At 69.9% G+C, this 13,569-nt stretch carries 12 protein-coding genes; 5 read left to right on the forward strand and 7 right to left on the reverse strand.

Translation table 11 applies throughout. The annotated features are described in order from the left end of the window. Positions 1-61 precede the first annotated feature (61 nt). Positions 62-415: an ArsR/SmtB family transcription factor gene (locus tag ACYVLQ_RS18935; protein ID WP_460698811.1), complete on the forward strand. Its 354-nt coding sequence runs from the start codon at positions 62-64 to the stop codon at positions 413-415. Here the strand turns inward: ACYVLQ_RS18935 and ACYVLQ_RS18940 are convergent. The 3 genes from ACYVLQ_RS18940 to ACYVLQ_RS18950 form a co-directional block, all read right to left on the reverse strand. Further along, positions 412-1,017 (reverse strand): TenA family protein, encoded by a 606-nt coding sequence (locus tag ACYVLQ_RS18940; RefSeq protein ID WP_460698812.1) that lies wholly within the window; start codon positions 1,015-1,017, stop codon positions 412-414. The two genes, ACYVLQ_RS18935 and ACYVLQ_RS18940, sit on opposite strands and share 4 nt — an antisense overlap. Before the next feature lie 111 nt (positions 1,018-1,128). Next, positions 1,129-2,256, reverse strand: a complete 1,128-nt coding sequence (locus ACYVLQ_RS18945; protein WP_460698813.1) for an ArsB/NhaD family transporter — start codon at positions 2,254-2,256, stop codon at positions 1,129-1,131. A gap of 213 nt (positions 2,257-2,469) precedes the next feature. Further along, positions 2,470-4,578, reverse strand: coding sequence for an amylo-alpha-1,6-glucosidase (locus ACYVLQ_RS18950; protein WP_460698814.1), 2,109 nt, complete (start codon positions 4,576-4,578; stop codon positions 2,470-2,472). Between the two features lie 366 nt (positions 4,579-4,944). Here ACYVLQ_RS18950 and ACYVLQ_RS18955 point away from each other — a divergent pair, with 366 nt between their 5' ends. From ACYVLQ_RS18955 to ACYVLQ_RS18965, 3 genes are all read left to right on the forward strand, one after another. Next, on the forward strand, positions 4,945-8,154 hold the full coding sequence (locus ACYVLQ_RS18955) for an AAA family ATPase (protein WP_460698815.1): 3,210 nt from the start codon (positions 4,945-4,947) through the stop codon (positions 8,152-8,154). Between the two features lie 79 nt (positions 8,155-8,233). Then, a complete protein-coding gene (locus tag ACYVLQ_RS18960; RefSeq protein ID WP_460698816.1) occupies positions 8,234-8,884 on the forward strand; it encodes an MBL fold metallo-hydrolase in 651 nt (216 codons plus the stop codon). A 145-nt stretch (positions 8,885-9,029) separates the two neighbouring features. Next, positions 9,030-9,329, forward strand: a complete 300-nt coding sequence (locus ACYVLQ_RS18965; protein WP_460698817.1) for a hypothetical protein — start codon at positions 9,030-9,032, stop codon at positions 9,327-9,329. 13 nt (positions 9,330-9,342) lie between these two features. Here the strand turns inward: ACYVLQ_RS18965 and ACYVLQ_RS18970 are convergent, their stop codons facing one another. The 4 genes from ACYVLQ_RS18970 to ACYVLQ_RS18985 all read right to left on the reverse strand — a co-directional run bounded on the left by ACYVLQ_RS18970 (position 9,343) and on the right by ACYVLQ_RS18985 (position 12,782). Then, a complete protein-coding gene (locus tag ACYVLQ_RS18970; RefSeq protein WP_460698818.1) occupies positions 9,343-10,119 on the reverse strand; it encodes a glutamine amidotransferase in 777 nt (258 codons plus the stop codon). A 109-nt stretch (positions 10,120-10,228) separates the two neighbouring features. Then, on the reverse strand, positions 10,229-11,095 hold the full coding sequence (locus tag ACYVLQ_RS18975) for a metal ABC transporter permease (RefSeq protein WP_460698950.1): 867 nt from the start codon (positions 11,093-11,095) through the stop codon (positions 10,229-10,231). 2 nt (positions 11,096-11,097) lie between these two features. Continuing rightward, entirely contained in the window at positions 11,098-11,847 is a 750-nt protein-coding gene (locus ACYVLQ_RS18980; RefSeq protein ID WP_460698819.1) for a metal ABC transporter ATP-binding protein, read from the reverse strand. Continuing rightward, positions 11,844-12,782 (reverse strand): metal ABC transporter substrate-binding protein, encoded by a 939-nt coding sequence (locus tag ACYVLQ_RS18985; protein ID WP_460698820.1) that lies wholly within the window; start codon positions 12,780-12,782, stop codon positions 11,844-11,846. Before ACYVLQ_RS18985 ends, ACYVLQ_RS18980 begins: the two co-directional genes overlap by 4 nt. A gap of 485 nt (positions 12,783-13,267) precedes the next feature. On the opposite strand from ACYVLQ_RS18985, the gene ACYVLQ_RS18990 reads away from it, so the two are divergent. Further along, a complete protein-coding gene (locus ACYVLQ_RS18990) occupies positions 13,268-13,489 on the forward strand; it encodes a hypothetical protein (RefSeq protein WP_460698821.1) in 222 nt (73 codons plus the stop codon). Positions 13,490-13,569 lie beyond the last annotated feature (80 nt).

Raw genomic sequence — 13,569 nt, forward strand, 5'->3', positions numbered from 1 at the left:
GAGCCACTATACAGGAATACATGAAGACGTCTTCATGTAATCACGGGGTACAGTAGCCGCTGTGGGACATGGAGTCCAGGGCAGGACAACGCCGCCGGCACAGCTGGATGCCGACTCGGCCGCCACCGTCGCGGCCACGCTGCAGGCGCTGGCCACGCCGAGCCGCCTGCGCATCCTCACGCGGCTACGGCACGGCGCGTGCTCGGTCGGCGACCTGGTGGAGGCGGTGGAGATGGAGCAGTCGGCGGTCTCCCACCAACTGCGGCTGCTGCGCGCGATGGGCCTGGTCACCGCGACCCGCCATGGCCGCAGCATGATCTACACCCTCTACGACAACCACGTCGCGATGCTGCTCGACGAGGCCGTCTACCACATCGAACACCTCGGCCTGGGAATGAGCGATCCGGCGGTCTAGGGAATATCCCAGAACGCCAGCTCGTGCCGCATACCTTCCAGGAACAGCCCTTCGGCGCGGGCGGGGTCGACGGCGGCCTCGTCGAGCATCTGGGCGCAGCGGCGCGTGAGGGCGGCGAACTCCGGGTCGGCGTAGGTCTGCACCCAGCGTCGGTACCGCGGGTCCTCGGGCATCGTCCGCGCCAGCACGGCGCCGAGCGTGGAGTAGCCCCACATGCACGGGTACAGCGCCGCGAGGCCGTCGGCGTAGGAGGCGGCCGAATCGAGGAGGAAGCTCGTATACGCGACGCACGGCGCGCCTTTCGCGGCGCCGTCGAGGTCGGCGTCGAATTCGGCGGCCAGCGAGCGGTGCAGCGACAGCTCGTCGTGGTACGTGGCGTGCGCCAGATCCACCAGGTCGCCCAGGTGCGCCGCGGGCGCCTGCCACGCCAGCCGCGTGAAGACCCGCACATAGTCCAGCAGGAACAGGTAGTCCTGCTCCAGCCACGACCGGAAGACCGGCTCCGGCAGGTCGCCGCGGGCGATCCCGGCGACCGTGGGGTGCGCGAGTTGCTGCTCGACCAGCGGGAGACCGATATCCTCGAGGTGCGCCGAAATGTTCATGTCCCGAGTGAATCAGGTCCGCCGCGATCGCGCGGTCATGCGCCCATCGCCTCGACGACAGGTTCGGTACTGGGCCAACGCGTTTCGCGCGCTCCGCGGCGACCTCGCGCGTCAGGACCAGTGCAGTGCCGCCCACGCACCCAGCAGTACCAGGGGAGCGCCGCCCAGACCCACGGCCGCGAATCGCAGCGGCGCGATCGGCACGCCGCGGGCGCGGCAGCGCTGCGCCCACAGCAGGGTCGCCAGCGATCCCCACATCGTGACGAGCGGCCCGCTGTTCACGCCGATCAGGACGGCGGCCAACCGGCCCTGATCGCCCGGCGGCACCGCGGATTGAATCGCGGTGTACGCGGGCAGATTGTTGACGAGGTTGCTCATCGCGGCGGCGACCGCCACGGCCCGCAGCTCCGACTGCCCGAGCCAACCGCTGAGCATCGCGGCCAGGCCGTGCCTGCCGAGCGCGCCCACCACCAGTAGCAGCCCGGCGACGGCCACGACCGGACGCCACGGAATCAGCGACCACCGCAATCGCTTTCGATCCCGGAGCGCGAAGGGGACCGCCGCGACGGCGGCCGCGGCGGTGGCGGCCACCCACGGTACGGCGCCGAGGGCAACCGCCGCCGCGAAGGCACCGCATGCGACGGTGCAGACGATGAAACGCGGACGGTCCGGCGGCGGCGCGGCGGGGGGAGCCTGGTAGCGGCCGGTGAGGTGGCGCCGAAACAGTACGCCGAGATAGGCGACGGTGATCAGGACGGCCGCGAGCGCGGGCAGCGCCATGCGCCCGGCGAAACCGATCGTCGAGACGCCGGTGTGCTGCACCGCGAGCAGGTTGGTCAGGTTCGACACCGGCAGCAGCAGGCTCGCCGTATTGGCCAGCCACACCACCAGCATCGCGAACGGGAGCGCCGCGACCCCGACGGCTTCGGTGACCGCGAGCACCACGGGGGTCAGCAGCACGGCCGTGGTGTCGAGGCCCATCACCACGGTGACGACCGTGGACAGCATCGCCACCAGCCCGAACAGCGCCACGGTGGAGCCATGCGCCAGCCGCGCGCACGCGGCCGCGGCCACATCGAAAACACCGGCGGCATCGGATAATTCGGCCAGCACCGTGGTAGCGATCAGGAAGGCCAGGATCGGGCCCGCCTGGGTCATCTCGATATCCACCGCGTCCACCAGCGGCAGCCATCCGCCGATCACGACCGCCGCGCCGAGCCCGGCCAGTACCAACCACACCCGCTCCAGCGTGCCATGGCCGGGTCGACCGATGACTTTCCCGGGCCGGTTCCGTCCGAGTTGTATGGACGATGCTCCGCTGCGCCCTCATGTCGACGGGCAGGCCCCGGCGCCCGCCGAGGACGAGTTCAGCATCGCCACCCCTGACCGAATTCCCGAAGCTCGCTGATCAAGATGTCTCGTCGCTCGATGGCGCGGGGGCAAGCCGCCGTCTCAGGGCTGGATCAGTTGCCAATCGGTCGGCAGGCCGTCCACCTTGACGGTGGTGCCCTTGGCCTGGATGTTCACTGTGGCCGGGCCCAGTCGCAGCTCCGACAAGCGGACGCGGCCCGCGCGATCGGGCAGCCGCGGCGCGAGGGTCAGGGTGCGGCGGGGAACGTCCGGCTGCAGCCCGAGGAACGAGCGCATGAGCAGCAGGGTCGAGGCGCTCGCCCAGGCCTGCGGCGAGCACGACGTCGGATACGGCACCGGCGACGGGAAGCTGGAACGTTCGAAGCCGCAGAACAATTCGGGCGGGCGGGCCCCGAATGCCAGAATCGACTCCAGCAGGCCGCCCGCGAGCCGTTCCGCCAGTTCGGCCGCGCCGGGGATGTGCTGGTAGCGCAGCAGCCCCGCCACGGCGATCGCGGTGTCGTGCGGCCACACCGAGCCGTTGTGATAGCTCATCGGGTTGTAGCGGCCCATGCGCGAGGACAGGGTGCGCAGGCCGAAGCCGCAGTCCATGCCCTCGTCGGACAGCCGGTCGACCAGGATCGCGGCGCGCTCGTCGTCGACGATTCCGGTCCACAGGCAGTGCGCGACATTGCTCGACAGCGAGTCGACCTGGTTCTTCTTGCCGTCCAGCGCGAGCGCGTACCACCCCGACTGCGGCAGCCAGAACGCCTCGTCGAAGCGCTGTTTCAGCTCGGCGGCCTGGGCGCGCAGCCGACTCGCGGTGGCGACGTCGCCGAAGGCCTCGGCCATATCGGCGCGGCCCAGCCGGGCGGCGTACGCGTAACCCTGCACCTCCGACAGCGCGATGGGCGGATCGGCGAGGCGGCCGTCGGCGAAATTGATCGAATCCCAGCTGTCCTTCCAGCCCTGATTCGCCAGGCCCTGTTCGGTTTTGCGGCGATACTCCACGAAACCGTCGCTGTCGACGTCGCCGTAGTGGTCGATCCAGGACAGGGCGGCGTCGGCGGCGGGCAGCAGCGCCTTGATGGCGGACTCGTCCGCGCCCCAGCGCCAGCATTCGGCCAGCAGCATCACGAACAGCGGCGTGGCGTCGACGGTTCCGTAGTAGACGGTGCCGCCCAGCACCTCGTCCCCGGCCGGGCCGTGGCGCATCTCGTGCATGATGCGGCCGGGCTCCTCCTCGGTGATCGGATTCACCTGCGTGCCTTGCAGATTCGCCAGCTGCTGCAGCGTTCCCATGGCCAGGTCGGAATCCAGCGGCAGCGCCATCCAGGAGGTGAGCAGGCTGTCGCGGCCGAACAGCGTCATGAACCACGGCGCCCCCGCGGCCACGTAGGTCGGCGAGCCCGGGCCCTGGTCGTCGATGCGCAGGGCGCCCAGGTCGCTCTCGGTGCGCTGCAGGATGGAGGTGATGCCCGGATCGCTGGCGGTGAGGGTGGTGGCGGTGGCGCGCCACTGCTTGATTTTGAAGGTGGGGCTGTCCTGGTCGTCGTCGCCGAAATTCGTCTCGACCGCGCGATGCCCGACGATCGGCTGGCAGCAGACGGTGGTCTGCCAGTGTCCGCGCGGCGGCACCACGATCTGCCAGCTCAGCGTGCCCGCGTGCGTGGTGGGATTGCCGTCGGCGCGGATGGTGAGGCCGCGGCCCGGGTCCTGGCGGTCGCTCAGATGTAGCTCGTGGTCGCCCGCGGCGAGTTCGCACCCGCTGTTCTGGACCTGCCCGGCCTTGACCGCGAACAGATCGGCGAAGTCGGAGTCGGCGGTGAGCGTCACCGTCATCGCGGTGGCCTCCTCGCCGAGGTTGTGCACCACGATGATCTCCCGCATGCCGTCGCCGATCATGCGGCGGCGCAGCACCAGCACGGTGCTGTCGGCGACGCCCTGGCGCGGCAGCTTGCGCAGGACGAACCGCGCGCGGAACGCCTCGGGCGTGAGCACCGAAAGCTGTTCGGGCAGATGCCCGTCGAGCCGCAGCTCCCAGCGGGAAATGACCCGGGCGTCGCGATAGAACAGCCCCTGCGAGGTACCGGCGTGGATTTCGCCGAGGTGGTCGGACAGGCAGAAGGTGCTGGCCTCGACGAGCGTCACGGTGCCGCCGCCCCCGCCGTTCACGGGTACGGGCGGACCGGCGTTGAAGATCTCGTTCATGCGCGACACCCCGGGGGAGTGGGGGTCGCCTGTTCGATCACGTGTTCCGGGCGCATGCTCGCTCCTGCGGGTACTGGTGGACCTGCCGTGGGTCGAACTTCACTCAGGGTAGCCGAACGATTACCACGCGGTACGACGGTTGCTCCCGTGTTGCCCAAACGGCCGCGCCGAGCGAGAGCTATTCAATACCTTTACGTGAATATGCGCATCTATGCATTAGATTGCTGAAAGTTCGATCCAGCGAACCACAACACTCACCATTTACCGAAAAGCCCCGACGAGGGGAGTGGGTGGACGGTACATCCCACATCACCGCCGCCGCACCCGGCTGACCGGCCCGGGTACGGTGGATTCCGATATGTCCACTTGTCACTGCATACTTCCGGTTGGGCGGCCGTGGCGCTGATCGGGCGAGAACACGCCGTCGGGCAGCTGCGAGACGCGCTGCGGCGCACCACGAGTCACGGAGGGCTCGTGCTCGTCTCCGGCGAGGCGGGGATCGGCAAGACGACGCTGGTCGCCGAGGTGGTGGGTGAGTTGGACGCGGAATGCGCCCTGGTGCTCACGGCGACTGCGTGGAGCGGGGACGGGGCGCCCGGATTCTGGCCGTGGGTGCAGGTGCTGCGCGGGCTGCGGCGAGCGGCGACGCCGGACCAGTGGGCCGCGCTCGACGATGCGGCGGGTAACGCGCTGTCGGTCCTGATCGGCGACACGGCGGCGGGCGAGGACGGTGCGGGCCTGTTCCGGATCGGCGATGCGGTGACGGAGGCCCTGGTCGCGGCCTGCGCGCGACGGCCCGTGATCGTGGTGATCGACGATCTGCACCGGGCCGACCCGGCGTCGGTCGGGGTGCTGGCGTTCGTAGCGCGGCACACCTGGTTCGAACGGCTGACCCTTGTGGCGGCGCTGCGCGACAACGAGGTCGCCGCGCCCGCGCATCCGCTGCACGCGGCGGTGGCGGAACTGCGGCATACCGCCCGCAGCGTCGACCTCACTGGCCTCGAGGTCGACGAGATCGGCGAATTGGCCGCCGCCGCAACGGGTCACCGACCACCGGACGCCGTTGTGCTGATGCTGCACTCGCTGACCGGAGGCAACCCTTTCGCCGCCGAGGAGGCCGCGAGGCTGTGGCATGCGGGCACTCGATTCGAGTCCGAACCGGAGGCAGCCGACGGCGAGCATCCCAGCGCGGCACGGGATCCCGCGGTACAGCACATCCTCGACACCCGCCTCGCCCTCCTGCCGGACGGCGTGGTGGACCCGCTCACCACCGCCGCCTTGCTGGGCGGCGAGTTCGACACCGCCGTACTCGCCAGTGTCACCGCGGCACTCGCGATCCCCGAAACTGCCGTTCCGCTCGACGCGCCCCCTCCACCGAACGCGGACGGCGGGGCGCTGAGCGCGGCCGTCGGCGCGCGCCTGATCGCGCCCGTGAGCGGCAGCCGGTATCGGTTCACGCACGATTTGATTCACGAGGCGCTGGCTCAACGCATCGGCGGGGCGGAGGCGCGGCGACGGCACGCGGCTATCGTCGCGGTCCTGCGCTCGAGCGCCGGGGCGCCTGGCGCCGTCGCTCAGCACGCCTATCTAGCCGCTGATGCCGTCGCGGCGGACGAGCGGATTCGCCTGCTGCTCAACGCGGCTCGCGATGCCACCGGGAGACTGGCGGCAGGTGAGGCGGCGCAGCACTACCGGCGCGCGGCGGCGCTGGTGCCCACCGAGGACAGTCGACTGCGCGGGGAGATAGCCTTGGGGCTGGCGCATGCGCTCACCGACGCGGGCGAACTCGCAGAGGCGCGGCACACCTTCGAGTCGCTGCTGACCGACCCCGGGCACGCGAGCCGTCCGGAGTTGTACGCGCAGGCCGTCCTCGGCCTCAACGAATTGGGCATCCCGAATGCCGAATTCGACGCCGACCGCGAGATCGAGCGCATCGAGCGCGCGCGCCACCTGCTGCTCGGCGAGCACTCCGACACCCATCGGCTCAATGTGCGGCTGCGTGCCGCGGCGCTGCGGGTCGGGGTGCACACCGGTCGTTCGCGGTCGCCGGAGCAGGCGGGGCGCACGGAGGCGGACAGCCGCGAGGTGTTGCGGTTGGGGCGGGAGTCGGGCGACGATGCCGCCCTGGCGGCGAGCCTGCTGACCCGGCATGACGCGATCTGGCGGCCGGGCACTGCCGCGGACCGGTTGGCACTCGCGAATGAGCTGGTTACGGTCGGAAACCGGTTGCGCCGGGAAGAGATTCACCTCACCGGCGGACTGTTGCGCTGCGTGGCGCTGCTGGAGCTGGGCGATCCGCGGGTGCATGCCGAACTGGCGGCGTTCTCCCTGCGGGCCGATCGATCGCGGCTGCCGCGATTCCGTTTCGTGGCACTGTCGCGGACCGGCGCGCTGGCGCTGCTGACCGGACGATACGACCAGGCTCGGGCGGATATCGACGGCGCGTGCACGCTGGCGGAGCGCCTGGGAGAGGTCGACCGGTGGCCACTGTGGCTGGAGCAGCGCTGGGCGCTGGCGGTGCAGACCGGCGACACCGACGGTGCGGCCGAATTCGTCGATCGCTATTACGCGATAGCGGGCTCGTATACGGCGGTGACCGATGTCGTCACGTCGGCCCTGCGCGGCGATCCGGAGCGGGTTCGGTTGCGGCTGGCCGATGTACAGCGGCTCTACGACGACTATCCCCGCCATTTCCACGCCGGAGTTTTGGTGGCGCAGGCGCACGCGGCACTGGCCCTCGAGGACCCCGGTCTGCGGGAACTGGTGCGCGAGCGCCTGACTCCGTTGCGCGACTACTGGGCGGTGGTGGCGGGCGGTGGCGTCGTCTACGGTCCGTACGCGTACTGGCTGGGGCGGCTGGCGGTCGCTGCGGGCGAACAGGATTGTGCCGCTGAGGATTTGCGTGTCGCCGCCGACACGGCCCGCCGGTTGCGGGCGTGGCCGTGGGTCGAGGCGGCGGAGCGTCAGTTGCGGCTGCTGGCGCACGGCCATCCCGTGCCGGTGGCGGTTCCGGCGGAGAATCCGGTACCCGACAACGTCTTCCGGCGCGACGGCGCGGTGTGGACGATCGGGTTCGCCGGTCGGACCGTGCACCTGCCCGACGCCAAGGGGTTGCGGGACCTGCATCTGCTGCTGTCGCATCCGGAGCACGACATCCCCTCGCTCGAACTCCTCGGCACCCCGGGCGATCCCACGCTGCGCGCGGCCGGAACCCTCGGCGCCGCACCGGTGCTCGATGCCGAGGCCAAGGCGTCCTATCGCCGCCGCCTCACCACCCTGGACGCGGAGATCGACCGGGCCACCGCGCTCGGCGCCGACGATCGCGCGGCCGATCTGGATCGTGAGCGCGCCGCGCTGCTGGCCGAGCTCCGCGGCGCCGCGGGTCTGGCGGGGCGCACTCGTCGCCTCGGCGACGAGGCCGAGCGTGCCCGCAAGACCGTCTCCGCCCGGGTCCGCGACACCCTGCGCCGCCTGGACCGCGAACATCCCGAACTGGCCGAACATCTGCGCGCCGCGGTCTCCCTGGGCGTGCTGTGCCGCTACCACCCGCACCGCGAGGTTCGCTGGGCGCTGTGATCCGGGTCTCGTATCCGCCGGATCCAGCGCCGCGAGATCGGATCTCGCGCCTTCGGGGTACGAGCGAAAGGAGCACACCATGAAGCAGATCGCCGCGAATCTGTGGGAGACCGAGACCGAGAGCCCGTTCCCGGGCCTGACGACCCGCGCCTACCTGTGGACGCGCCCCGAGGGCAATGTGCTGTTCTACAACACCACCCACGCCGCGGAGCTGGATCGCATGCGGGAGCTGGGCGGGATCGCGGACCAGTATCTGAGCCATCAGGACGAGATCACCCCCACCCTCGCCGCCATCCGGGAGCGTTTCGGCGCGAAGCTGCACATCCACAAGGGCGATGCCGAACATGTCACGCAGACGACGGTCGACGACCCGTTCGACTCCCGCCACACCGCGCCCGCGGGGTTCGAGGTGATTCCCACACCCGGTCACACTCCCGGCAGCGCCTGCTACCTGGCGACCATCTCCGGCCGCACCTACCTCTTCACGGGAGACACCCTGGTCCGCAATCCCGAGGGCAAGTGGTGGGCGGGGTACCTGGAGGGCCACAGCGACCGTGAGACCCTGCTGGCCTCGCTGACCGTGCTGGCGGAGCTGACCCCCGATGTCGTGATCTCCAGTGCGTTCATGGGCGATTCGGGAGTCACCGAACTGGGGGATCGCGTGTGGTCGGAGTGCGTGGCCCAGGCCCGCGCGCCGCTCGCCGCGGGCGAGACTCCGGAGTGGGGATAGCGGCGCGGCAACGTCGGGACGAACGCCCTGAGCGGCGGTGACGAGATCAATTTCCGTTGTTTGGTTTCGGAGCCCGTGTGTTGGCTACCCGGGAGAGAACGCACTGCCGACCGAGACTCCCACGACAGCGGGAAGGAACCCGACAATGCTGATGCTCACCCCCACCGCCATCGACGTCGTTCGAACGATCACCTCCGCGGAGGGCACGCCGCAGGGCGCAGGCCTGCGCATCTTCACCGACGACGGCGCCGAGACGCTGCAGTTGGCGCTCGCCGCGGAGCCCGCCGAACAGGACCAGGTGGTGACCGCGGAGGGTTCCCGGATCTTCCTGGACCAGCAGGCCGCCGCCTTCCTGGACGACAAGGTCCTCGACGCCGGAGTCGACGGCAACGGGCAGAGCAGTTTCGTCCTGGGCACCCAGGACGGCGACGCGCCGACCGCCTGATCCGGCCGCCCGCCTAGGTCTCGTCCGTGACGGGGCCGGGTGCGGCGGTCGCGGCTTGCCCGCAGTAGCGGGTGATGAACCGGTGCAGGATCTCGCCCGGCACCGGAACAGATTCGCGACGCCCGAGGGCGATCAGGTTGTCGGCCTCGTCGGGATCGAAATACCCTGCGTGCCGGTAGGTTTCGATGCGCAGGGCCAAGCCGTCGCCATCCAGTTCCGGGTGGAACTGGGTGGCGTACACATGCGCGCCGACCCGGACCATCTGCACCGGGCATCCGGCGGACCGCGCCAGCAGGACCGCTCCGGGTGGAACTTCCTGGCAGGATTCCTTGTGTCCGACGAACGCGCGGAACTCCTGCGGGAGGTTCCGCAGCAGTGGGTCCCGACCGCCCGCAGCGGTCAGTTCGATGGTCTGCGCCCCGGCGGTTTCGGCGTAGCGCTCCTTGCTCACCGTGCCGCCGAGCGCGTCCGCCAGGATGCCCAGGCCGTAGCAGGCGCCGAGGTAGGGGAAGTCCCGCCGCGCGATCTCGGTGACCAGTGTGCGCAGGGTCGGTTCGAACTTCTGCTGGTAGTCGTATTTTTGGTCGTCGGGGTTGCTGATGTTGCTGGGGCCGCCGCCGACGATGACGGCCGAGTAGTCGTCCAGTTCGACATCGGGCAGGCCCTGATCCATCTGGATCCGCACCAGCGCGCCGGCGGCCATCTCGGCGATGCGGACGATGGCGTGGTATTCGTCGTCGGCGGCCGTTCGCTCGGGCCGCAACTGCAGCAACAGGCAAGGCTTGGACATGAATCCGATTGTGCGACACGGCTGCCATCAGCCCATATCCCGGCGCGCCTCCATCTCGCATTCCCGGCACGCTTTTTGGCCGGATCTCTCGAGCCGTCGGCGTGCAGGACTACACCGCAACCGCCCGGCGCCTCACCGCGGCGATCGCCTTGCCGACGACCCCTTGCCGGGGCGCGAACAGGTAGACCGCCGTGAACACGGCCCCCTGCACGACGACCACCATCCCGCCCGGCGCGGTGTCGAGGTGGTAGCTGAGGTACAGCCCGGTGACCGAGCACGCCGCCGACACTGTGGGCGCGATCAGCAGCATCCGCCCGAACCGGTCGGTGAGCAGGTATGCCGTCGCGCCGGGGATGATCAGCATCGCGACGACCAGGATCACCCCGACCGCTTGCAGGGCGAGCACGGCGGTGAGGGCCAGCAGTCCCAGCAGCGCGGTGCCCAGCAGCCGCGGCCGCAGCCCGATCGCGTGCGCGTGGGTGGGGTCGAAGGCGTAGAGCACGAAGTCGCGCCGTTTGGCGATAAGCGCGGTCAGCACGATCGCGGCCAGCGCCACGACCTGGATCAGTTCGGACCGGCTGACTCCGAGCAGATTGCCGAAGATGATGTGATTGAGGTCGGTCTGGCTCGGTGTCACCGACACCAGTACCAGCCCGGCGGCGAACAGCGTGGTGAACACGATGCCGATGGCGGCGTCCTCCTTGACCCGGCTGGTGTTGCGGACGACGCCGATCAGCGCGACGGCGAGGAATCCGAACACGACCGCGCCGACCGCGAACGGCGCGCCCACGATGTAGGCGAGCACAACGCCGGGCAGCACGGCGTGCGAGACGGCGTCGCCCATCAGCGACCAGCCGATCAGCACCAGCCAGCACGACAGCACCGCGCACACCACGGCGGTGACGATGCTGGTGATCAGCGCGCGGGTCATGAAGTCGTAGGACAGCGGGTCGAGCAGGAGTTCGGTGGGGCTCATGGTCATCCGGCCTTCCGCGGCGCGTCGCGGTCGAGCACGTCCATCCCGAAGGCGAGGGCCAGGTTCTCCGGGCGCAGCACCTCCCGCGGGTCGCCCTGGGCGAGCACGCCGCGCATCAGCAGGATGGCGTCGTCGGCGAGGCCGGGCAGCGCGTGCAGGTCGTGGGTGGAGATCAGGACGGTGGCTCCGGCGGCGGCGAGTTCACGCAGCAGCGCGGTGAGGGTGGCCTCGGAGCGCTTGTCGACTCCGGCGAAGGGTTCGTCGAGTAGCAGGATCGTTGCACCCTGTGCCAGTCCGCGCGCCACGAAGGCGCGTTTGCGCTGGCCGCCGGACAGTCGGCCGATCTGTCGGTCGGCGAGGTCGGTCAGCGCCACCCGCTCCAGGGCGTGGTCGACGGCGTCGCGGTCGGCGCGGCGGGGGCGGCGGGTCCAGCCCATATGGCCGTAGCGGCCGGTCATCACCACGTCGCGGACCGACAGGGGGAAGTTCCAGTCGACGTCCTCGCTTTGCGGGACGTAGCCGAGGACGCCGGATCGGCGGGCGGCGGCGGGCGGGCCGCCGTCGACGCGGACGGTGCCGCGGTCGGGGTGGACCAGTCCCATGATCGTCTTGAACAGCGTGGATTTGCCCGATCCGTTCATTCCGACCAGGCCGCAGATGTGCCCGGCGGTGACGGTGATCTCGACTCGGTCCAGGGCGAGCACGTCGCCGTAGTGGACGGTGACGTCGTCGACGGCGATCGCGGGGTTCACGGCCGCCGCCCGGTGAGCGCGGTGCTGATCGTGGTGGCGTCGTGGCGGAGCAGATCCAGGTAGGTGGGCACCGGGCCGCCCGCCTCCGAGAGCGAGTCGACGTAGATGGTGCCGCCGAACCGGGCGCCGCTGGCCTCGACCACCCGCTGCATCGGCGCGTCGGAGACGGTGGATTCGCAGAAGACCGCGGGCACTCGGGTGTCTCGGACGAATTCGATGGCCGACGCGATCTGCTGCGGCGTGGCCTGCTGTTCGGCGTTGACCGCCCAGATGTATTTCTCGCTCAGTCCGGCGTCGCGGGCGAGATAGGAGAAGGCGCCCTCGCAGGTGACCAGGGCGCGCTCGTTGGGCGGCAGCGCCGAGAGCGTGGTGATGAGGTCGGTGTGCACCTGCTGCAACTGTGCCTTGTATGCCTCGCCGTTGGCGCGGAAGTCGGCGGCGTGCGCGGGGTCGAGGTCGCCGAAGGCGCGCACGATGTTGTCGACGTAGGTCTGCACGTTCAGCGGCGACATCCAGGCGTGCGGGTTCGGCTTGCCCCGGTAGGCGTCCTCGCCGATCGCGATGGGCGCCACTCCGTCGCTGACGACCACGTGTTCGACGTCGGCGTCGGCGACGAACTGTGCGAACCAGGCCTCGAGGTTGAGGCCGTTGTCGAGGATCAGGTCGGCCTGCGCCGCCTTGCGGATATCGCCCGGAGTCGGCTCGTAGCCGTGAATTTCCGCGCCCGCCTTGGTGATCGACTCGACGGTCAGGTGGTCGCCCGCGACATTGCGCGCGATATCGGCGAGCACGGTGAAGGTGGTCAGGACCACTGGTTCGTCGTTTCGGGAGCCGAGGTCGCCGCAGGCGGTGAGCGCGAGGGCGGTGCATGCGGCGATCGCCGCGGCGACGGCGCGCAGGGGAGTGCGCGCCGAGCGGTGGAGCCAAACCTTCATGCACCGGAATGATAAGTTCGGCAACCCTAACTTTCAAGTCCCCGCAAATCGAACAGACCGGTCAGGTGGGCTAAATCCGTGGGCCGCGTCGTGTACGGACGCTATTCGCACCATGATCCGACCTCACGGTGGTGCACATTCACAGGCGATCCGGTAAACCGCTTGTGCGGTGGGGGAGTATTCGATTCAGGCTGTTCGTCGGTGGCCGCGTAATGGATAAGATCGACGCGATCCGGCCGGACCGTGAAATGTGTTACGGCCGTGGAGAAATCCGCACCGCGCGGCCGGGAAATCGGCGCACCATGCGACACCGCCGTCCGCTGCCGGCGGGTTGGAGTAATACTGTCCCGTTGCGGCACAACAGCTCTCGCGGGATGACATCGGGGAGGTCCGCTATGCCGGAAAGTGCCTTGGCCACCGCTCGAATTCGAGAAGCGGCAATGGCCGTCGGTTCCGGTGGGCGGCCGGCGAATAGTGAACCGGCGGTGGATGTCCCGCCCTTCGCGTGGCGTGCGGTGTCGGCCGTCGCCGCTGTCGCCGGAATATTGTTTCTCATTCGGCTGGGCCGTTACGAATTCGGTGGCGACGAACTGTATTTCATTGCGGCCGGGCATCACCCGGCGCCGAGTTACGCCGACCAGGGGCCGGTGGTGCCGCTGCTGGCGGCCTTGGCCGATACGGTCGCCCCGGTTCGACGGTGGTGCTGAGGTTGCCCGCGCTCGGGATGACGATCGCCGCGATCGTGCTCAGCGCCCTGCTCGCTCGGGAATTCGGTGGTGGTCGGCTC

Source organism: Nocardia thraciensis (genome assembly GCF_054782435.1).

Coding starts and splice junctions, on each gene's coding strand:
- ACYVLQ_RS18975 (WP_460698950.1), bottom strand. CDS start 11,095: ATGAGCCCCACCGAACTCCTGCTCGACCCGCTGTCCTACGACTTCATG.
- ACYVLQ_RS18965 (WP_460698817.1), top strand. CDS start 9,030: ATGCTGATGCTCACCCCCACCGCCATCGACGTCGTTCGAACGATCACC.
- ACYVLQ_RS18960 (WP_460698816.1), top strand. CDS start 8,234: ATGAAGCAGATCGCCGCGAATCTGTGGGAGACCGAGACCGAGAGCCCG.
- ACYVLQ_RS18940 (WP_460698812.1), bottom strand. CDS start 1,017: ATGAACATTTCGGCGCACCTCGAGGATATCGGTCTCCCGCTGGTCGAG.
- ACYVLQ_RS18970 (WP_460698818.1), bottom strand. CDS start 10,119: ATGTCCAAGCCTTGCCTGTTGCTGCAGTTGCGGCCCGAGCGAACGGCC.
- ACYVLQ_RS18950 (WP_460698814.1), bottom strand. CDS start 4,578: ATGAACGAGATCTTCAACGCCGGTCCGCCCGTACCCGTGAACGGCGGG.
- ACYVLQ_RS18985 (WP_460698820.1), bottom strand. CDS start 12,782: ATGAAGGTTTGGCTCCACCGCTCGGCGCGCACTCCCCTGCGCGCCGTC.